This window comes from Halarchaeum sp. CBA1220, assembly GCF_003721175.2.
GTDB lineage: Archaea > Halobacteriota > Halobacteria > Halobacteriales > Halobacteriaceae > Halarchaeum > Halarchaeum grantii.
In genome coordinates this window covers 971,475-988,797 of the sequence record NZ_CP054707.1, presented here as the reverse complement: position 1 = coordinate 988,797, position 17,323 = coordinate 971,475, and the positions used below count along the sequence as shown (strand labels likewise).

Sequence of the window (17,323 nt, the reverse complement as noted above, 5' to 3'; positions counted from 1 at the left end):
CAGATAGGCACGTACCATACGGTCCTTTGTTCCTCTATCATATAGAGTGAGATGTGCGATTAGCCGGGTCTTGGCAAGTTCTTCTCGACGACCGCATTCTAGAGTACTTCGTAGAGAGCGACGAGGAATTCCTACAGCCCGGCGAGATAGCCGATGACGACCGCATCCGGTACTCCCGCGCATATGTCTCGAAGCGCTGCGTGAAGCTCGCCGACCACGGCCTCTTGCAAGCCATCAAGCAGGGCGTCTATCGAATCACCGACGAAGGCCGTGGCTACCTCGAAGGAGAGTACGACGCCGAGGCCGGCGTCTGGACGGACCAAGCGAACGGAAAGAGCGCGAGCGCCGGCGTCGAAGACTCCTCAGAGGTGTAATCCCGTGCGGCGTGATGGTGACTGGATGCACCGGCTCGACGAAGCCCTCCTTGAGTACCTCGCCGAGCACGACAGCCGCGACGGCGACGACGACGGCGTCGCGCCCGACGAAATCGCGCGCACCATCCGCTACCCCCTCGACCCCTACCTCGCCCGCCAACGCCTCCGCGTTCTCTCCCAGGCCGGCTATGCCGCCCCAGCAAGCCGTGACTGCGCCACGTACCACATCACCGTCTGGGGCCGTCTCTACCTCCAAGGGGACGTCCGCGCCGACCTCCACGTCCCCGAGCCCGACGCGCGACGCCCCGGCCACGTCCTCGGCTAACCGTCATCGCGTCGATAGAGGCCGTCGCGACCGAACCCGAGCGCGCGCGACGCCTCCGCACTAAGCGTAATCGCCTTCTCACCCGCCAACGTCACCCGCCCGCCCGATACCTCCTCGAAGAACCCAGCAAGCTCCCGCCGATACGCCAGCGGCCGCTTCGCCTCCTGCACCTGCACGAGGTCTTTGTCGTCGCGTCCGACCGCCCGATTCAGCAAGTAGAGTTCCGCGAACTCCGCACGCACCGACAGCGGCGCCCCCGCAAGCCACTCCGGGAGCACGATGTCGCCGTCCGCCTTCGCCCCCGCCGGCAGCCCGAGCGCAGCGAGCGCCCGCCCGAGTAGCGGCGCGTGCTCGCGCGGCTCGAGTTCCGTCGCACGACCCTCCACAGTCTCGTTCACGAGCTTGCTCCCACAGCCGAGGACATCGAGCGCGTGCTCAAGGCGGTCGGTAACGCGCTCGTCGTCGACAGCAAAGCGCGGCACGTAACTCTCCGCACTAATACTGCCACCCGAGAGCACACCCGCCGAGAGAACAGTGAACGCCCGCCCACGGTCGTCCCCCGGCGTCGCCTCGAACCACCCCAGGTCGCGCGCCGCCTCAATCGCACGGACAGCGTCCGGCGTCGCGCCGTCCATCCACGGCCGAATCCGACCACGCGGGAGATCAAGCGCGCTCGCGGCCGCACTCGAGCCGCTCTCGGGATGCCGGCTCGCCCACCGCTGCACACGCCGATAATCCTCAACAGCCTCGTAGGGGTTCGCATAGGACGGCGGCGAAAACGTCCGCGCAAGCGCCTCCTCGAAAAGCATAGCTGACGCTACGCGAATAGTGCTAATAAAAGAACGGCAGGGTGTGGTTACGAGACTGTGTAGCTCGTCAGAATCGACGAACTCCCACCATCCGAGGACCACACGAGACGGACGGTGTCGCCCTCAGAGAGCGTGCTCATGGTAGTATTGTCGTCAGTAGTCTCGTAAGAGGTGCTCCCGGTGACGTACGCAACGCCGTCTCCGGTACTGACATCCGTCCCGTAGAGGTCAATGTCACCACTCGTGCCAGCCGTAATCTCTCCCGAGAAAACAGCGGTCAATTCATCAGAGCCGTCGACAGTATAGGCAGGATCGCCGTTGACCGTGGCCTTCACGTTCGCGGCATCAATCGAGGCACCGCTCTGATGGGAGACCGACGCGGTCGTATTAGACGGATCGGTCGCGACTGTAGTGATTTGTTCGGTCTGCTGGTTCCACTCGAAACTCGCCTGCGGTGCGTTGTTCCCGACCTGATTCCCAAGCCCGAGGACGAACGTCCCGATGACCGCCGCGAGAATCACTGTAATAGCGACCATCAGGATGACCCCGATCACCGGAGACACACCACGGTCGTCGCTGTTAAAGATGTTTGTGAGTTTCATGGTCATTAGTTCGAGGGCGTCGTCGAGGAGCTAATCACCGAGGAGCTCCCCTCAGACTGCCAGACGATACTCACCTTTGTATCAGCGCCAATGTTCGGACCCGTACCAGTTGTAACGTTACTGTAAATCGAAACAGTATCGCCGGCCTGAACTGGGTCATCCCATCCACCCACAACTCCACCTGCCGCCTCTGTACTGGAGGTCGTGGTTGGGTCAATGTTAATCGTCGTCCCATTGGCAGCAACGGTGTTAATCGTCAGGGAGTTCGGGTCAAGTGACTGGCCGCTCTGGTGGGTGATATTGATCCAACCAACCGCTGGGTCGCTGGCACTGTTGTCGTACGGGAAGTCACCACTGTAGTCGTACTCGAACGTTGCCTGCGGTGCGTTGTTCCCGACCTGATTCCCAAGCCCGAGGACGAACGTCCCGATGACCGCCGCGAGAATCACTGTGATAGCGACCATCAGGATGACCCCAATAACAGGGGACACACCACGGTCGTCCGCGTTGAACAGATTACGTAGTTTCATGGTTATGGTGCGCCGAGTCGGCCGCAGAAGCTATACGAGAGTCTCACGACTCTCTACGTGTAGGTCGAGAGGCCGGGGCCTCCGTCCCTACACGCTCCCCTTCTGCGAGTCCGTCGGCGTCTACGTGAGTAGAGACGTGTCCAGACCTTAAATCGGGCGGCCGGAATCGGGTACTGAGTCGCGCTGCCTGCGCTCTGTCAGAAAGTACGGGGCCCAGGCGGACACATCTTCAAAGCCACCCCGGAGTCACACCGTATTGCCCCCCGCGGGCTCTACCCCACGGTACTACGTCGAGACAGATATAGGACTGGGACCCAGCCCGAAATTCCCCGGGAGTTAGACCGACACTAGCCCCCGGAACGCGACGGAGCGGACGCAATGGCATCCAATTCCATTGATCTCATCGACCTCGTGGGGATGGCGCTCGTCGCCGTCTTCGGGCCGATGGCCATCGGCGTCGTATCGTTCAGCATCACCGTCTTCGGCGGCTTCAGCTTCACCGACATCCTCTGGTCGGGGAGCGGTATCGAAGTCACCTACGCCACCGTCCTCGCGCTCGCGGGCGTCGGCTGGATCGTCGTCGCGAACTTCCTCGCGGGAGACTGGGACATCGACGACCTCGAAATCTACCACACCGCCGCCATCGTCGTCGCGCTCGGCATCGTCCCCGTCTACGCCATCGTCCCCGCCGTGCAAACGCTCTTCAGCGATTACGGCGCAATCGCGCTCGTCGTCGCCATCATTCAGGCTGGGTTCGGGCCGCTACTCAGCTGGGAGGGCTAACTATGGAGGCAGACCACACTCACGAGCTCGACGGCCGGCTGATGTTCGCCGCTGGATCGCTCGCGACGCTCGCGGGCGTCGCGATCTCCACGCTCGCGGGGGTGGGACTGTGACCGACACCGACCCGGACCCGACGCTGTGGGAGGGCGCGCTCGCCAGCGGCGTGCTGCTTGTCGTCGTCGCCGTCGTCGGCGAGCCCGAGGGCGTCGCGCTCCTCGGCGCTCTCCTCCCCATCGCCTGCGTTGCCTGGGTCCGCACCGACCGCGAACGCACCACTCGCAAAGACGTCCGCACGGACGGCCGTCGCGATGTCGGCGGCCTCACCGCCGCCGAGGGGGGTGATCGGTCGTGACGCGCTCTATCGCGCGTCGGCTCGCGGCGGTCGCACTCGTCGTGCTACTCGTCTCCTCGAGTGTCGCTGCGCCCGTCGCGGGCGCGATGTCAGGGACGTCGTCCTCGACGAACGCCATCGACTCGCCAGACGGCGAGCCGTCGGCGCAGAGCGATGCGTGGTGTGGCGTCACGGCCGCGATCTCCGATTTCGTCTTCGGCTCGTCCTCACTAGACTGTGGTGTGACGGTTTCCGACGACGTTGAAACCGTCAACTCGTCGTCAAACGTTACTAAGCTGGAGATCTACAACGCTGCGCTCGCGCAAAAAGCCCAGACAGAAACGTTCAACGCGGTCAGTAGCAACTACATCAACGACACACAGTCGATTGCGTGGAGCAAGGCCGAAATCGCCATCGCGGAGGCCTACCAGAACGGGAGTTCCCAAGCCGTCGCAGAATCAAAGGCCCGCACAGCCATCGCCGATTACTACGCGCGCATCCAGTACAACCAGATTGCCGCGTGGAACACAACAATCTCGGCATACGGCGACCTCTCTGAGAGGGCTGGCGGGACTTTCATCCACTGGGATCAAGACCCTGTCTCCAGCTGGGAGCATTCGTTCTCAACGACTAATGAGTCACTCACTCTCGCGAATGATACTCAGGTCCCTGTTGTCGGGGCGAAGCGGAACGGTGAGGAGGTCTTTGTCATTGGCGACCCGCCTCAGGAAGCAGACGTGGGTGGCTATTTCTCACTAATAGCTGTCAAGTCTCCTGATTCGAACCATCCCCAGACGGCCCTCGTTGATGTGAAGACGTGGTCGTCGAGATTTAACCGCTCGCAGGCGCTCAACGACCAACTCCAATCGGAAGCCACCAACTACACGAGTCGGGTTTACTCCGCGCTCGAGAACGACACCATCAACGCAAGCGACATTACAAGTCGCACGACGAAGATGTTCGAACTCGCGGCGTCCTCGAGCACAGACGGTGAGGTTGACCTCTACCGCTCGGTGGCGCTCTACGCGTCGATGGGTCTCGCGACGCCCGACTTGGAGGGCCTCGGCACCATGGAGGTCTCCCACAACAACACGACCGACTACGGCATCCTCCTCGCCGAGCGCGCCCCCAACGGCACGTGGCAGAGCAATACGACCTACGAGACGCCGCCCGACGCGAACACGTCGGCTATCGGCGTCGAGGGCCCCGTGCGGCTCGCGACGACCGGCGGCGACGTCGTCACACTGAGCGGAGAGTTCGAGGTCGACAACATCACGAACACGAACGGCAACCGTCTCGCGAACGTGAGTGCTGAACGGCGCTCCTACCAGACTGCCGATGTGAGTGGTCTGCTCGCGAAGATGAACGAAACCCAGCGACTCATCGAGCAGATCGAGAGTCGGCAGGCGACCGGTAGCGGCACGTCCGGCGGTGGCGGGGGATCCTCCTCACTCGCTATTGTCGGCCTACTCGCCGTACTCGCCGGCGGGGCAGTCATCTACCTCCAACGGGACACCTGATGTTGCTCCTGCTCTGGAAGGCCGTGCGCCCCCTCCTCCCCTACCTGCTCGCGTTCGTTGCCCTCGTCGCAGTTGCGACGCTCGTCGGCGACGTGACGGGGTGGTGGGATATGCACGCGCTTCTCCTTGACGCCGCCTTCGAGGCAGCGCGCGGCGTCATCCAGACCATCACCCACGCCGTCGAGGGCGCCATACAGTGGGTTCTCGACGAACTCGCCGCGCGCCTGAACCCGCTCTAAGCCGTCCGTGGTCGGTCACACGGGGGTTCGACTCCCCCGGCGGCTCCTCATGAATCGTCGCATCCTCCTCGCTGTGCTCCTCGTCGCGACCGCCGCAGTCGGCGCCGCCGGCGTCGCGAGCGCAGCCGGGAACAACTCCACGACCACCACGACCGTGATGCCGGTCGCCGACGGTGGCCATCCCGTCGCCGTCGACGGCGTCCTCTCCGTCACCGGCTGGACCTACGAGGACGGGCGGATGAACGTCACCCTCCGCGCCTCACAGTACAAGAGCGTCACCCTCGCCGCCTCCGCAGAAGCGAACGGCCGGGTCGCACAGGCCGCCTACCGGCAGGTCGTCCTCCAACGCGGCGACACCACGACCGTCTCCCTCCCCGCTGACCGCGTCGACGGTTCCGCTTCTGTCTCCGTGACGACCGGCGCCTGCATCGCCAGCGGGTCGTGTCCGACGATCTACTCCGACGACAACACGGGGCCGTGGCTCACCGGCGGCTCCGAGGTCGGGTGGCTCGGCGGCGCCGGCGTCGCGCTCGCCTCCTGCTTCGGCATCGGCTGGTGGACGCTCCGCCGGGGCAACGAGGAGCCGGAGGTCGCCTAACGATGGTCCGCGCGACCTTCCAGGACTGGCGCGACCGTCTCACCTTCCTCGCCTCCGAGAGCCCCCTCCTCTTCGCGTTCGTCCTCCTGCTCGCCCTCGCCGCCATCGGCGCTACCGCGTGGCTCTTCACCGCCGGCGGCGTCGATGTGCCCGCGTGGGGCTGGTCGCTCATCGGTGGCAGCCTCGTCCTCACCCCCATCACCATCCCCTCCGCCTACGCCCTCGCCCAGTGGCTTCGTCGCCGCCGGCAGGTGACCGTCTACCTCTGTAACGCCGAGAATCACGCGAATCTCGACGGAAAAGCCCAAGAGAAGTTCTACGTCCCGCCCGAGCTCTGGGCCGAGAAGTCCGTCGGGAAGTGGGCGCCCACCCCCATCAACGGCGGGAGCGCGTGGCAGGTTCGGGAGTTCGATTGGGACGAAGATACGGGGACGCTCTTCGTCGAGGGCACGCCGCTTCCCGAGCTGAACGACGACCGCATGTTCACCTGGAAGAACTACGTTCGGGACATCTATGGCGACCTCATCGACCGCCACCACCAGCTGAACCGCGCCCGAGACCGCACCTCGAAGATGGCCGTCGACATCGAAGAAGCCGCCATCAACGAGAGCGCGGAAGCCCGCGAGCGCGGCCAGATGCTCGACAAGACCGCCGCGAAAGACGCCTGGGAGGACGCCACCGGCGACCTCGACAACCTCGCCGGGACCGACGATCTCCCCGACATCGACGACTACATGACCTACGACGAATCCGAACACCCAGAGCCGGAGGCATCGGCCGATGAGTGACGACAACGGTGGTGACGACCTCTACACGCCCGCGCAGTACCGCGAGCACGCCGACGGCTACGGCGCCCGCGACGCCCTCGGCCACGAGTTCAGCGGTATCGTCCACGACGCGAAGGTCTCGCGCTACCTCGGCGTCCTCGCCAACCACTACGACCCGACCGACGCCGAGAATCCCGCCGAGATGCCCGCGCGCTGGGCCGACCTCGAGGACGTCCAGGACATCGTCTCGCTCGCCGCCACCGAACGCGGCCGCGAAGCGATGCAGGACGGCGACATGCAGATGCTCAAGCACCTCACCGGACAGACCGACCAGCGCGCCGACGTCTCCGGAATGAAGGCCATCGACAAGCTCCGGACGCTGATGACCGGTCCCGCGCCGATGTTCTACCTCTGGGCCGAACCCGGCACCGGCAAAACCAACTTCGCCCTCCTCCTCGCCCAGCTCTGGCAGGCCGCCCATGAGGGCGAGGCGCTTCTCGCTTCGAACATCCGCACTCTCCGCGAAACCGACGACTGGACCGACGACGACGGCACCACGCGCGAGGGCTGGCTCTCGAACTTCGGCGAACTCCAAGAGTGGATTCAGCAAGACGGCGACCCTCTCCACAACGACCAGACACCCAAGCTCTTCCTCTTCGACGAAGCCTCCTCGAGCGCCGGCGGCAGCGGCACCAGCGGCTACGAGACGAAAGCGAAGATGGGACCGCTCGCCTACAAAATTCGCAAGTACGGCGGCGCGCTCATCGTCATCGGCCACGACGGCAAAGACGTCCACCCGCTCATCAGGGAGCTCGGGAAGGCCATCCACAAGGAGGGCCTGAAGGACGCCACCGTCTACGACGACGTCCAAAACCGCCGTGGCAAGGGCGAAATCCTCCAGATGACCGGCATCCCCGAAACCGACTACCGCTACGACGACGGCGAGCCGACCGCGTGGTCGTGGTCGAACGGCGACGACGAAGACCTCGAGTACGATGACGTCGTCGAGGATGTCGCCATGTGGACCATCGTCAATGAACGCGAGAAAGAGGACCCTCTTGCATACCGGAAACTCGCGAAGAAGACGCCGTGGGACGCCTCTACCTGCTCTCGACGCTGGAAGCGCTACAAGGAGGATGGGAAGTACGTCGATGCCGTACAACGCGTCGAGGACATAATCGCATGACGGCGGCGGGACGAAGCGTGTTGCATGATGCATCCCCCCCGCCGTACTGTATAATGAATCGGGGTCCTACCCGTCGTCGCCATGGCTCCTCGGGAGGCTACCACCCCGCGACCCGGGGACGGCCCGGTTTATATATAAGACGCGCGCGACGCGAACGCGTGGCTTCTTCGGGGACAGAATAAGCGATGGGCTCGAAAAACTCGAAGCGCGCGAATCGATATGGGACGATCGCCGAGAAGCGGATGGCCGAGAAGTGGCGACTCCGACGCGACGGCGTCCACACCTACTGGCGCGACGCCGTCGACGCGGACGGGACGCCGTGGGAGCTGAAGGCGGCAGTCGTCGAGACCGCGAGCGGCCGGCCCGGACGCTTCCGCGTCCGCGAGCACGCTCACGACCAGCTCCTCGACGCCGGTGGCTGGTACGGCTTCGCCGTCTACCGCCGCGTCGGGCGCGGGATTCGCGTCCTCCGCTACAAGGCGATGCCCGCCGCGCGTCTCCCCGTCTCCGCGTGGTACGGAAGCGGTGGCGAGTCCGACGAGCACGACCACACGAAGATCGCGATTAGCGACGTCTTCTGACTCTCCTGCGAGCCCGGTTTCGGCGCGAGTCCACGGTACTGTGCGAACCGAACTGCCGAAAGATATACGCCCTACCCGGATGTTCCTGCTACCGTCCTCGGCGGCCGATGGCCTCTTTGGGGGGATAGCCATCGGAATCACACCGACCAACCGGGTGTGGAGGCCACCGGAATCACGTCGAGGACATTTCCTTGCTGGATAGCGGCTTGCGTAGTGCAGATCCCGTCTCTACATCTAACGGCTCGACCATCGACTTCGATTCACAGCCACTCGACTTTATCGCGTTCGCGCTTCTGCGACTCGGGGCTATGCGTTCCACGGTAGTGCTCGAGGAACGTGTCGAGGTCGTTCCACCCGCCCCAGTCACAGACGAGGAGCGCATCAACGTCGGCCGACCGGAGGTTCGTCGCCCACGTCCGCCGGAGGTCGTGGAAGGTGACTTCGCGCCACCCCGGCTCGCCGTGCTCCTCAGCGAGTGCGTGCGCCGCGCGCTCCACCCAGCGGCGGAGCGTCCGCGTCGTCGTGATGTCGAGCAGGGAAACGCTGCTCTCGGCGTCGCGGTACTCGTCGACCGTTCGGATGGTCGTCGCGAGGTCGCGCGGCACCGGCGTCTCCCGATACTTATCGCCCTTCCCGTGCCACACACGGAGGACGGTGCCAGCGTCGGTGTCAACGACGTCCTCCGGCGCGACGTCGAGGACTTCGTGCGACCGGAGGCCGCACCGCGCGCCGAGTTCGAGCGCGATCCGCTGCTGTTGGTTGTCGGCGGCGTCGAGGAGGTCGTCAACCTCGCGCGTGCTCAGCCACACCTTCATGTCGTCGCGAGTGTCGTGTTCTCGAAGATTCATCGTGTCCGGGTTGTATGCTTGTAGGACGGAAACCGGGTAGTTGCTAGTCGATTCGACCCAGACCCCAGGGCGATCCGGGGTGATTCTGTCCGACTCTCACCGTAGAATCGGACGCGCCCATCCCGCTCACTCGCCGCCACCTCGCCTCGACGCGGGTCGAGTCGGCTCGGCCGCGACGAACAGTGGCGGGATCGGTCGCCGCCACCGCTCGGCGAGTTCAGCGCGATGCGCCTCGAGGCGCGCGACGGCGTCACTCATCGCGAGTACCTCCCGCAACGAAGTCACTCGCCCCAAACTCGGAGAGCTGAGGCCGCTTCTCGCATACCACCCCGAGAAACGCTTTTCGGCGACCGTAGGGAGCGAACACTCCGACAGCGTCACGGCGGTATCCAAGATCACGCGGCATATTCGCGGCCGAGTAACCGAGCTGGATGACGCGACCACGCGGCCGGAGCATCGTGTCGAAGCCCTCCTTTAACGCTCGCGTCCAGTTCACGTCCCCGCCCTGGTACTTGTCGTCTGCCTGGAAGCCAGACCACGGCGGGTCGAAGATTATCGTGTCGAAGGCATCAGCGCCGAATTCGTCCGGCAGGTCGTGGACGTCCAGGTGCGTCTCGGCGGTCGCGTCCTCGTTGAGGTCGTTTCGGACGACTTCGCCCAGGTACCCGAGTTTCGTCTGACCGGCACACGCGTTCAACACACGCCCCTGGCAATACGAGAGCGTCCACTCCCGAACGGGATCGTCCTCGAACGTCCACCGCGAACCGCCGACGTCGTGAAACGAGATGTCCAGCTCGTCGCGTGAGATGCCGGTCTCAGACATCACGCATCACCTCCATCGGCGCGCGCCGGCTCAGCCGCGTCGAGACGCTCACGCTGCGCCTCCACCGACCCAACACCCCCACCATCACCCACACCGTCGTCGCGCCCACTCGACGCCTCTCCAGTACCCTCCTCAGACGGCGGCGCACACACCACAACCCACACATCAGCCATCCCAGTATGGACGCGGATGTACCCATTCGCCTCAAGCGGCCGCAGAATCGCCGACCGAACCAACTCCATATCGTACGACGTCACCTGCGCCAACCGATTCTCAATCCGCTCTAACTCCGACCGCCGCCCGACGCCGACGTTATCCAACAGCCAATTCAGCGCCCGCTCTTGGTCGTCATCGAGGTCGCCGAACGACATCCCCGCACGCTCCCGTGCGAGCAACCGCAGCCCCTCACGAACCGCCTCAGACTGATTCTCGACGCCCTCAAGGAACTCCTCAAGCTCCTCGTCATCAATACGAGCGCCGACGTCCGTCACGCCGACTCACCCCCGACGACCGTCCCCATGTCCGCGCGCTGCAGCACGCGCGCGTTTCCTATTTGCGCACACTGGTGCGCCCGCACACATGGTTGCATTAGCAGAGTTACCCCCACGGGTGTTTCCACACGGGTGCGATGCGCCGCCTTGGTGTCTGTCGCGCTCGAAATCGTCATTTGCGTCTGTGGAACAGCCTCGGAATCTGTGGAACAACACTTACAACACTTGCAACGGGGGGTTGCACGAGCGGTCATTGGCCCGTCCACCTCCCCTCAGTGGCGAGGTCCGCCGGCCGCTCGACGCGATCTACCGCGTCGGAGTCGTAGGTGGGCTCGAGGCCGCCACCGTCCGCGCGAAGCCCGGGGTCGTGGTCCGCCTCTGCGAGCGCGGCCGTATCGACCGCCTCGATGCGCTCGCCGTCGACCGACTCGGCGCCGATGAACTCAGCCTTACGGAGCACGCAGAGGTGCGCGCACGGCACGCTGTCGTCGCTGTACTGGTAGCCGTCGCAGTCACAGTAGCCGACACGCGCCCCACGCTCGAGCCCGTAGACGACGGTGTGGGAGTCGGCGCCGTCTTGGAGCATCACGACGTAGTCGGTGGGACTGTGCCGCTCGATGAGCGCCCGGCGCGGGTCGGCGCGCGTCCAGCTCGCCGAGTCGGTGCCGACGACGCGCTCGAAGTCGAGGTACGTCATGCCGACCCCTCCGTGTGGTTGCGCTGGAAGTGGTCGAAGCATCCGAGGTCTGTCCGCTCACAGAGACACGATTCCTCGGCGTCGTCGCCGACATCGTCGCCCGCGTAGTCGGCGAGCGTCGTCACGCCAACCACCCCGTTTCGGCTACGAGTTTCGCAGGACGGCGGCGCCCCGCGACCGGAGTCTGGTTGACATCCGGCTCGTACCCCGGAATTTCCCGAGGCGTATTCAGGTGGTTTCGGGCGGCAGACGGGACTCTACTCGCCGCTATGGGTTCGGCCAGGAAACAGGAGGTTTCGGGATGGGCCCTGGCGGATTTGAACCACCGATCACCCGGTTATGAGCCGGGGGCTGTGAACCAGACTGAGCTAAGGGCCCGTGCACGCCGACGTATCCGACGAGCCACCTTTAGCGTGTCGGGATTACGCGGCGTCGGGGGCTCACGGAGCCACGGCTCGACACCGTGAGACCGTGTCGAAAAACACGCCGCCACCAGGGCTCGAACCTGGGACAACCTGGGTAACAACCAGGTGCTCTACCAACTGAGCTATGGCGGCACGTACGCATCTCCACGTAGTCGACTGGTTTTGATAGGGCTTTCGTTTTCGGGCGGCACGGACTCCGACCGTTTTTCCGGTGGGCGGGCGTAGCGCGGCCCATGACCGAGACGGCGGACGTGCTGGCGGCGGTCCGCGAGCGCGTCGACCCGACGCCGGCGGAGCGCGAGCGGCTCGCGGAGACCGCGGCGCGCCTCGTCGAGCGTGCCGAGGACGCCATCGCGGAACTGTCCGTCGACGCCGACGTGGTGCGCGTCGGGAGCACGGCGCGCGGGACGTGGGTTCGGGGCGACCGCGACATCGACGTCTTCGTTCGCTTCCCGCCGGCGCTCGAGCGCGCGGAGCTGGAGCGCTACGGGCTCCACGTCGGAAACGACGTCCTCCCCGAGGGCCACGAGGAGTACGCCGAGCACCCCTACGTGAAGGGCGAGTTCGAGGGCTACGACGTCGACTTGGTGCCGTGCTACGACGTCGATTCCGCGCGCGACATCCGGTCGGCGGTCGACCGCACGCCGTTCCACACCGAGTACCTCGAGGCGCGGCTGACGGACGCGCTCGCCGCCGACGTCCGCGTCTTCAAGCAGTTCCTCAAGGGGATCGGCGCGTACGGCTCCGACCTGAAGACTCGGGGGTTCTCCGGCTACCTCTCCGAGCTGCTCGTCGTCGAGTACGGCGGCTTCGAGGCCGTCATGGAGGCGGCGGCCGACGCGTGGCAGCCGCCCGTCCGCCTCGACCCCGAGGACCACGCGGCGGCGAGCTTCGACGACCCGCTCGTCGTCATCGACCCGACCGACCCCGAGCGGAACGTCGCCGCCGTCGTCTCCGCCGCGAACGTCGCGCGCCTCCAGCATTACGCGCGGCGCTTCCGCGAGGACCCCCGCGAGGCGTACTTCTTCCCGGAGCCGCGCGACCCGCTCGACGCGGCGGCGGTCCGCGAGCGACTCGCCGAGCGCGGGACGCACGCGCTCGCCGTGCGCTTCGACGACGACGCGCTCCTCGGGCTCGTCGAGGACCAGCGCTACCCCCAGTTGCGCCGCTCGCTCGACGGCCTCGTGCGCGGCCTCGAGAACCACGGCTTCGAGGTGCTTCGCGGGGACGCGTGGAGCGCCGAGACCGCCGTGCTCGTCTGCGAGCTCTCGGTCGCCGAGCTCCCGGACGTGGAACGCCACCGTGGCCCGCCCGTACACGTCGGCGAGCACGCCGCGGGGTTCTACGGGAAGTACGCCGACGACCCGGACGTCGCCGGTCCGTACATCGACGGCGGCCGCTACGTCGTCGAGCGCGAGCGCGACGTGACGACCGCACGCGAGTTCGCCGAGCGGAAGCTCGCCTCGGTCGCGCTCGGGAAGCGACTGGCGAGTCTCGTCGCGGACGGCGACTACGAGGTCTACGCGGGCGCGGAGGTCGGCGCGCTCGCAGCGGAGTTCGGCGTCGAGTTCGCGGACTACTTCGACCCGAGGCCGTGACGGTCGCGTAGCTCCGCGACGACCTCGCGAACGTCCTCGCTCGGCTCCGCGTCCTCGTCCGGACCCTCCGGTTCGAAGCCGTCGAAGACCTCGTGGACCATCCCGACGCCCTCCGAGAGCGTGTCGAGGCTGTACCCGCCCTCGAGGACGAACCCGAGGCCGGCGTCGCACGCCGCCGCGAGGTCGCGAACGCGCGTCGTGAGCGTGCCGTAGCCGTCCGTCGAGACGTGCATCCGCGATATCGGGTCGTGGCGGTGCGCGTCGAAGCCCGCGCTCACGAGGAGGAGGTCGGGGTCGAACGCCTCGATGGCGGGCGAGAGCACGTCGTCGAGGACGTGACAGTAGTCGACGTCGCCCGCGCCGGCGGGGAGCGGCGCGTTCAGCGTCGACCCCTCCCCGTCGCCCTCGCCGACCTCCTCGATATCGCCCGTCCCCGGGTAGAGGCCGGCCTCGTGGATGGAGGCGTAGAAGACGTCGCCGCGCTCGTAGAAGATGTCCTGCGTGCCGTTCCCGTGGTGGACGTCCCAGTCGAAGATCGCGACGCGCTCGACGGCGTCGTACGAATCGAGGGCGTGCTGGCTCGCGACGGCGGCGTTGTTCACGAAGCAAAAGCCCATCGCGTCGTCCGCGACGGCGTGGTGGCCGGGCGGTCTCCCGAGCGCGAACGGCGTCGAGCGGCCGTCCGCGCCGTCGAGCGCGGCGTCAGCCGCCCACATCGAGAGGCCGGCGGACGCGAGCGCGGCGCGCCACGTCGCCTCGACGGCGACCGTGTCGGGGTCCCAGCTCCCGCCACCGTCGGCGCAGAAGTCGCGGATCTCCGCGACGTACTCGTCCTCGTGGACGGCGCGCGCGTCGTCCTCCGAGGCGGGGTCGCCCGTGACGTACTCGACGCCGTGACGCTTCTGGAGGCCGCGCTTGATCGCGCGGATGCGGTCCGGGTTCTCCGGGTGGCGCTCGCCGGGGTCGTGCTCCAGACAGACGTCGTTGACGCCGAACTTCATTCGACGAGCCTGAAGTACGTCTCGACGTCTTCGGCCTGCACGGTGCGTCGTCCCGCGTGCTCGGCGAGGAGCGCGGCGCCCTCGGCGGCGTCCGCCGCGAACACCTCGAGGTGGGCGGCGAGCGCGACGCGCGCGTCCATCGACACCCGGTACTCGTCCGGGATGTCGAGGCGGGCGATTCGGTCGACGGGTGCGACCGGGAGCGTGAGGGCGTCCGCGTCCGCGTCCGGATCGGCGAAGGAGAAGTCCTCGATCATCAGGGTCTTGCGGCCCGACTCGGTCGCGTGCTCGGCGGCCTCCCGTGCGAGAGCCGCACCGTGGCGTTGGATGCGGCGCGCGAGTTCCTCCGCGGCGTCCGCGCTCACCCGGAGGTCGCCGGCCTCGCGACGGATTACCGCGTCCACCGGCGCGAACGGGAGCTCGACACTCATACGGTGAAAGGTGTGTGTTCTACCCTTAACGTTTTCCGTCCCTGTCTCAGATCGCGGCAAGCGAAGGCGGGGACCGAGAGGGCGCCACGCGACGAGGACGTGAGGGGGAACGGGCCCGGACCACGGCCGAGAGGAGGAGCGCGGGGCTAGCTCAGCGCACTTCGTCGGCGTCGAGGCGGCCGTCGCTCATCGTTCCGCGAACCGTCACCGTCTGCCCGAGCGTGACGTCCGCGTCCGTCTCGACGCTCAGCGTCTCCGTGCCGTCGTCGAGGATGAGCGGGTCGCGCGCCTGCACGACCGTGCCCGTGAACTCGACGGACTCACCACCGTCGTCGCTCGACTCGCCCGTCGACGGCGAGGCGTCCTCGGTGTCTGTGCTCCCCGACGCCGACTCGGGCGCGGTGCCGTCCGCGTACGCGCCGAGACCCGCCGGCTGGTCGTCCTGACTCGCGCCCTCGTCGGCCGTCATCGCGCCGTCCGCGAGTTCGACGATGCTCGTCCGCCAGCCGGCCGACGCCTCGAGGTCGTCCTGCCAGCCGTCCTGTATCTCGACGTCCGTGAACAGCACCTCGTCGCCCGGTCCGAGGTCGCGGTCGGCCTTCTCGCCCCAGAGCGCGACCCGGATGTCCCCCGAGTCGTCCTGCAGGCGGACGTTCCTGACCTGCCCCTCCGAGCCGTCGTCCCGGTCGAAGGTGCGTTTCGGGTCCGCCGAGCGGATGACCCCCGCGATGTCCGCGACGTCGTCCAGCTCCACGTCCGCGATGGGCGTCGACTCGGGGACGTACTCGACGTCCTCGTCGACCGCCTCGACGGCGCCACGGTTCCCGACGTGGAGCTCGATGCTGCCGTCGCGCTCGCGGACGTAGCCGTCCACGACCTCCACGACGTCGCCCGCCGCGAACTCGTCGACGGCCGCCGTGCGCTCGTCCCAGAGCGTGACGGTGACGCGCCCCGTCTCGTCGCCAAGCGAGAGGTTCGCGACGCGGCCCTGACTGCCGTCGTCCCGGTCGAACGTCCGCACCGCGTCCGTGTCGAGCACCTCGCCGACGAGCGTCACGTCCGAGAGGCCGACGGAGAGGTCCTCGACGCGGTAGGCGTCCTGAATCTGGACGTCGATCTCCGTGTCCGGGTCGGGCTCGACGCGGTCCGCGCTCAACTCCACGCCGTTGAACCCGTCCTTCGGGCGGCCCGCGACGCGTAGGACGTCGCCGACCTGGAGTTGCTCCGACGCGTTCGCCGCCTGCTCGTCCCAGAGCGAGACGCGGATCGCCCCCGTCTCGTCCGCGACTTCGACGTTGAGGACGCGGCCGTCCTCGGCCTCCTCGTCGTCGCGCTCGAACGTCCGCAGGTCGCCGACGGAGACGACCTTCGCGACGAACTTCGCCTCGTCCATCTCCGGGGTGACGTCCGCGACGCCGTTCACCTCCCCGTCCTCGAGTTCGTGCGCGAGGAGCATGGCGGCCGTCTCCTCGTCCGCCAGCCCACCCATCTGCTCGACCTTCTCCGCGACGGCCTCGCGGAACTCGTCGAGTGAGACCTCGTCGGTCTCGAGGTCGGCGTACGTATCCTCTATCGCACCCATGATAATCGTAGTTCAGCCCACGGTAGGCCCGCGCATAAGGGTTCTGCTTGCCCGTATTCGGGCCGCTGTCGGTCGCTCATGGGGCGACACTCGGACCCCCATCGCGCTTGAACGCTCGGGCGCGACGACACGGCACGCGACGAGCACGAAGACCCATACGGTCGAAGCGCGTACGGCGAGTCGATGGAGACGAAACGCGTCGCCGCCGTGGCCGTCGTCGTCCTGCTCGCGGGCGCCGTCGTCGCAGGCGCCGCCCTCGCGGGCGTCGGCCCGTTCGGTGCGACCACCACGCCCGTGCAGACGAGTGACGACACCGAGGACCCGGCACCCGCAGCAGGCGCCAACGGGTCGGACGACGGCACCGACACCGCAGGAACGTCGAGCGCGCCCTCCAACGCCGGGCCGTTCGACTTCGCCGTCACGAACGTCACCTCCTGCGGGACGACCTGTCGCGACGTCGACGTCGCGCTCACGAACACCGCCGAGGAGCGCGCGACGGACGTCAGCGTCACCGTCGTCATCACCACCGGCGGCGACCGCATCTGGCGCGACACCCAGCAGATCGGCGCGCTCGCCGCCGGCGAACGCACCCAGCGCACCGCCCACGTCGAGCTCAGCTACTTCGACGCCGCGAAAGTGAAGGGGAACGACGGGGAGATCACCATCCACACCACCGTCGACTCCAGCCTCGGCCAGTACTCCTTCACCCAACACCGCGACGTCGCCTGACCCCGCCGAGTCGCGGGGCCACCTCCCACGGCGGGGGTCGAATCGTAACCGCT

Annotated in this window: 24 protein-coding genes and 2 tRNA genes; 12 read left to right on the top strand and 14 right to left on the bottom strand. The window is 66.8% G+C overall.

Annotated features, from left to right (window positions below; translation table 11 throughout):
- Positions 1–53: 53 nt before the first annotated feature.
- Both EFA46_RS05355 and EFA46_RS05350 read left to right on the top strand, forming a co-directional pair.
- Positions 54–374, top strand: a complete 321-nt coding sequence (locus EFA46_RS05355; RefSeq protein ID WP_123074283.1) for a hypothetical protein — start codon at positions 54–56, stop codon at positions 372–374.
- A gap of 25 nt (positions 375–399) precedes the next feature.
- Positions 400–699, top strand: coding sequence for a hypothetical protein (locus EFA46_RS05350; protein WP_123074284.1), 300 nt, complete (start codon positions 400–402; stop codon positions 697–699).
- Here EFA46_RS05350 and EFA46_RS05345 read toward each other — a convergent pair.
- Genes EFA46_RS05345 through EFA46_RS05335 form a run of 3 tightly spaced genes read right to left on the bottom strand, consistent with a single transcriptional unit; the run spans position 696 to position 2,640 of the window.
- Positions 696–1,508 (bottom strand): hypothetical protein, encoded by an 813-nt coding sequence (locus EFA46_RS05345; protein ID WP_123074285.1) that lies wholly within the window; start codon positions 1,506–1,508, stop codon positions 696–698. The genes EFA46_RS05350 and EFA46_RS05345 overlap by 4 nt on opposite strands.
- 47 nt (positions 1,509–1,555) lie before the next feature.
- Positions 1,556–2,110, bottom strand: a complete 555-nt coding sequence (locus EFA46_RS05340) for a type IV pilin (RefSeq protein WP_123077256.1) — start codon at positions 2,108–2,110, stop codon at positions 1,556–1,558.
- 5 nt (positions 2,111–2,115) lie between these two features.
- Positions 2,116–2,640 (bottom strand): type IV pilin, encoded by a 525-nt coding sequence (locus EFA46_RS05335; protein WP_123074286.1) that lies wholly within the window; start codon positions 2,638–2,640, stop codon positions 2,116–2,118.
- A gap of 378 nt (positions 2,641–3,018) precedes the next feature.
- Here EFA46_RS05335 and EFA46_RS05330 point away from each other — a divergent pair, with 378 nt between their 5' ends.
- From EFA46_RS05330 to EFA46_RS05295, 8 genes are all read left to right on the top strand, one after another.
- Positions 3,019–3,423, top strand: a complete 405-nt coding sequence (locus EFA46_RS05330) for a hypothetical protein (RefSeq protein ID WP_148040643.1) — start codon at positions 3,019–3,021, stop codon at positions 3,421–3,423.
- A 109-nt stretch (positions 3,424–3,532) separates the two neighbouring features.
- Positions 3,533–3,775, top strand: coding sequence for a hypothetical protein (locus EFA46_RS05325; protein WP_123074288.1), 243 nt, complete (start codon positions 3,533–3,535; stop codon positions 3,773–3,775).
- On the top strand, positions 3,772–5,274 hold the full coding sequence (locus EFA46_RS05320) for a hypothetical protein (RefSeq protein ID WP_123074289.1): 1,503 nt from the start codon (positions 3,772–3,774) through the stop codon (positions 5,272–5,274). Before EFA46_RS05325 ends, EFA46_RS05320 begins: the two co-directional genes overlap by 4 nt.
- Positions 5,274–5,513, top strand: a complete 240-nt coding sequence (locus EFA46_RS05315; protein WP_123074290.1) for a hypothetical protein — start codon at positions 5,274–5,276, stop codon at positions 5,511–5,513. Before EFA46_RS05320 ends, EFA46_RS05315 begins: the two co-directional genes overlap by 1 nt.
- 49 nt (positions 5,514–5,562) lie before the next feature.
- Positions 5,563–6,111 carry a hypothetical protein gene (locus tag EFA46_RS05310; protein ID WP_123074291.1) on the top strand — a complete coding sequence of 183 codons (549 nt, stop codon included), beginning with the start codon at positions 5,563–5,565 and terminating at the stop codon, positions 6,109–6,111.
- A gap of 2 nt (positions 6,112–6,113) precedes the next feature.
- Positions 6,114–6,899 (top strand): hypothetical protein, encoded by a 786-nt coding sequence (locus EFA46_RS05305; protein WP_123074292.1) that lies wholly within the window; start codon positions 6,114–6,116, stop codon positions 6,897–6,899.
- A complete protein-coding gene (locus EFA46_RS05300; RefSeq protein ID WP_123074293.1) occupies positions 6,892–8,064 on the top strand; it encodes an ATP-binding protein in 1,173 nt (390 codons plus the stop codon). Before EFA46_RS05305 ends, EFA46_RS05300 begins: the two co-directional genes overlap by 8 nt.
- Before the next feature lie 242 nt (positions 8,065–8,306).
- A complete protein-coding gene (locus tag EFA46_RS05295; protein ID WP_148040644.1) occupies positions 8,307–8,645 on the top strand; it encodes a hypothetical protein in 339 nt (112 codons plus the stop codon).
- A gap of 260 nt (positions 8,646–8,905) precedes the next feature.
- On the opposite strand, the gene EFA46_RS05290 is transcribed toward EFA46_RS05295, so the two are convergent.
- The 8 genes from EFA46_RS05290 to EFA46_RS05265 form a co-directional block, all read right to left on the bottom strand.
- Positions 8,906–9,493 carry a site-specific integrase gene (locus EFA46_RS05290; RefSeq protein ID WP_123074295.1) on the bottom strand — a complete coding sequence of 196 codons (588 nt, stop codon included), beginning with the start codon at positions 9,491–9,493 and terminating at the stop codon, positions 8,906–8,908.
- A 126-nt stretch (positions 9,494–9,619) separates the two neighbouring features.
- On the bottom strand, positions 9,620–9,751 hold the full coding sequence (locus EFA46_RS16180) for a hypothetical protein (RefSeq protein WP_255494096.1): 132 nt from the start codon (positions 9,749–9,751) through the stop codon (positions 9,620–9,622).
- Positions 9,744–10,316 (bottom strand): hypothetical protein, encoded by a 573-nt coding sequence (locus EFA46_RS05285; protein WP_123074296.1) that lies wholly within the window; start codon positions 10,314–10,316, stop codon positions 9,744–9,746. The genes EFA46_RS16180 and EFA46_RS05285 overlap by 8 nt, the downstream gene beginning before the upstream one ends.
- Positions 10,316–10,807, bottom strand: a complete 492-nt coding sequence (locus EFA46_RS05280) for a hypothetical protein (protein ID WP_123074297.1) — start codon at positions 10,805–10,807, stop codon at positions 10,316–10,318. The genes EFA46_RS05285 and EFA46_RS05280 overlap by 1 nt, the downstream gene beginning before the upstream one ends.
- A gap of 250 nt (positions 10,808–11,057) precedes the next feature.
- On the bottom strand, positions 11,058–11,504 hold the full coding sequence (locus EFA46_RS05275; protein ID WP_123074298.1) for a hypothetical protein: 447 nt from the start codon (positions 11,502–11,504) through the stop codon (positions 11,058–11,060).
- Positions 11,501–11,629: a hypothetical protein gene (locus EFA46_RS16175; RefSeq protein ID WP_255494095.1), complete on the bottom strand. Its 129-nt coding sequence runs from the start codon at positions 11,627–11,629 to the stop codon at positions 11,501–11,503. The genes EFA46_RS05275 and EFA46_RS16175 overlap by 4 nt, the downstream gene beginning before the upstream one ends.
- A gap of 177 nt (positions 11,630–11,806) precedes the next feature.
- A tRNA-Ile gene (locus EFA46_RS05270) sits at positions 11,807–11,882 on the bottom strand.
- Between the two features lie 106 nt (positions 11,883–11,988).
- Positions 11,989–12,061, bottom strand: a tRNA-Asn gene (locus EFA46_RS05265).
- A gap of 101 nt (positions 12,062–12,162) precedes the next feature.
- On the opposite strand from EFA46_RS05265, the gene cca reads away from it, so the two are divergent.
- Entirely contained in the window at positions 12,163–13,527 is a 1,365-nt protein-coding gene (gene cca, locus EFA46_RS05260) for a CCA tRNA nucleotidyltransferase (RefSeq protein WP_123074299.1), read from the top strand.
- Here cca and EFA46_RS05255 read toward each other — a convergent pair.
- The 3 genes from EFA46_RS05255 to EFA46_RS05245 all read right to left on the bottom strand — a co-directional run bounded on the left by EFA46_RS05255 (position 13,506) and on the right by EFA46_RS05245 (position 16,541).
- Positions 13,506–14,528 (bottom strand): histone deacetylase, encoded by a 1,023-nt coding sequence (locus EFA46_RS05255; protein ID WP_123074300.1) that lies wholly within the window; start codon positions 14,526–14,528, stop codon positions 13,506–13,508. The two genes, cca and EFA46_RS05255, sit on opposite strands and share 22 nt — an antisense overlap.
- A complete protein-coding gene (locus EFA46_RS16365; RefSeq protein ID WP_123074301.1) occupies positions 14,525–14,959 on the bottom strand; it encodes a histone in 435 nt (144 codons plus the stop codon). Before EFA46_RS16365 ends, EFA46_RS05255 begins: the two co-directional genes overlap by 4 nt.
- 151 nt (positions 14,960–15,110) lie before the next feature.
- Entirely contained in the window at positions 15,111–16,541 is a 1,431-nt protein-coding gene (locus EFA46_RS05245) for a single-stranded DNA binding protein (protein WP_123074302.1), read from the bottom strand.
- Positions 16,542–16,724: 183 nt separating this feature from the next.
- On the opposite strand from EFA46_RS05245, the gene EFA46_RS05240 reads away from it, so the two are divergent.
- Positions 16,725–17,270: a hypothetical protein gene (locus EFA46_RS05240; RefSeq protein WP_123074303.1), complete on the top strand. Its 546-nt coding sequence runs from the start codon at positions 16,725–16,727 to the stop codon at positions 17,268–17,270.
- Positions 17,271–17,323 lie beyond the last annotated feature (53 nt).

What these genes read in the sequence shown, in the direction of transcription:
- EFA46_RS05315 (WP_123074290.1), top strand. Translation starts at nt 5,274, where the DNA reads ATGTTGCTCCTGCTCTGGAAGGCCGTGCGCCCCCTCCTCCCCTACCTG.
- EFA46_RS05340 (WP_123077256.1), bottom strand. Translation starts at nt 2,110, where the DNA reads ATGAAACTCACAAACATCTTTAACAGCGACGACCGTGGTGTGTCTCCG.
- EFA46_RS05245 (WP_123074302.1), bottom strand. Translation starts at nt 16,541, where the DNA reads ATGGGTGCGATAGAGGATACGTACGCCGACCTCGAGACCGACGAGGTC.
- EFA46_RS05300 (WP_123074293.1), top strand. Translation starts at nt 6,892, where the DNA reads ATGAGTGACGACAACGGTGGTGACGACCTCTACACGCCCGCGCAGTAC.
- EFA46_RS05290 (WP_123074295.1), bottom strand. Translation starts at nt 9,493, where the DNA reads ATGAATCTTCGAGAACACGACACTCGCGACGACATGAAGGTGTGGCTG.
- EFA46_RS05240 (WP_123074303.1), top strand. Translation starts at nt 16,725, where the DNA reads ATGGAGACGAAACGCGTCGCCGCCGTGGCCGTCGTCGTCCTGCTCGCG.
- EFA46_RS05275 (WP_123074298.1), bottom strand. Translation starts at nt 11,504, where the DNA reads ATGACGTACCTCGACTTCGAGCGCGTCGTCGGCACCGACTCGGCGAGC.
- EFA46_RS05295 (WP_148040644.1), top strand. Translation starts at nt 8,307, where the DNA reads ATGGCCGAGAAGTGGCGACTCCGACGCGACGGCGTCCACACCTACTGG.
- EFA46_RS05255 (WP_123074300.1), bottom strand. Translation starts at nt 14,528, where the DNA reads ATGAAGTTCGGCGTCAACGACGTCTGTCTGGAGCACGACCCCGGCGAG.
- EFA46_RS05345 (WP_123074285.1), bottom strand. Translation starts at nt 1,508, where the DNA reads ATGCTTTTCGAGGAGGCGCTTGCGCGGACGTTTTCGCCGCCGTCCTAT.
- EFA46_RS16180 (WP_255494096.1), bottom strand. Translation starts at nt 9,751, where the DNA reads ATGAGTGACGCCGTCGCGCGCCTCGAGGCGCATCGCGCTGAACTCGCC.
- EFA46_RS05350 (WP_123074284.1), top strand. Translation starts at nt 400, where the DNA reads ATGCACCGGCTCGACGAAGCCCTCCTTGAGTACCTCGCCGAGCACGAC.
- EFA46_RS05330 (WP_148040643.1), top strand. Translation starts at nt 3,019, where the DNA reads ATGGCATCCAATTCCATTGATCTCATCGACCTCGTGGGGATGGCGCTC.
- EFA46_RS05310 (WP_123074291.1), top strand. Translation starts at nt 5,563, where the DNA reads ATGAATCGTCGCATCCTCCTCGCTGTGCTCCTCGTCGCGACCGCCGCA.
- cca (WP_123074299.1), top strand. Translation starts at nt 12,163, where the DNA reads ATGACCGAGACGGCGGACGTGCTGGCGGCGGTCCGCGAGCGCGTCGAC.
- EFA46_RS05285 (WP_123074296.1), bottom strand. Translation starts at nt 10,316, where the DNA reads ATGTCTGAGACCGGCATCTCACGCGACGAGCTGGACATCTCGTTTCAC.
- EFA46_RS16365 (WP_123074301.1), bottom strand. Translation starts at nt 14,959, where the DNA reads ATGAGTGTCGAGCTCCCGTTCGCGCCGGTGGACGCGGTAATCCGTCGC.
- EFA46_RS05335 (WP_123074286.1), bottom strand. Translation starts at nt 2,640, where the DNA reads ATGAAACTACGTAATCTGTTCAACGCGGACGACCGTGGTGTGTCCCCT.
- EFA46_RS05305 (WP_123074292.1), top strand. Translation starts at nt 6,114, where the DNA reads ATGGTCCGCGCGACCTTCCAGGACTGGCGCGACCGTCTCACCTTCCTC.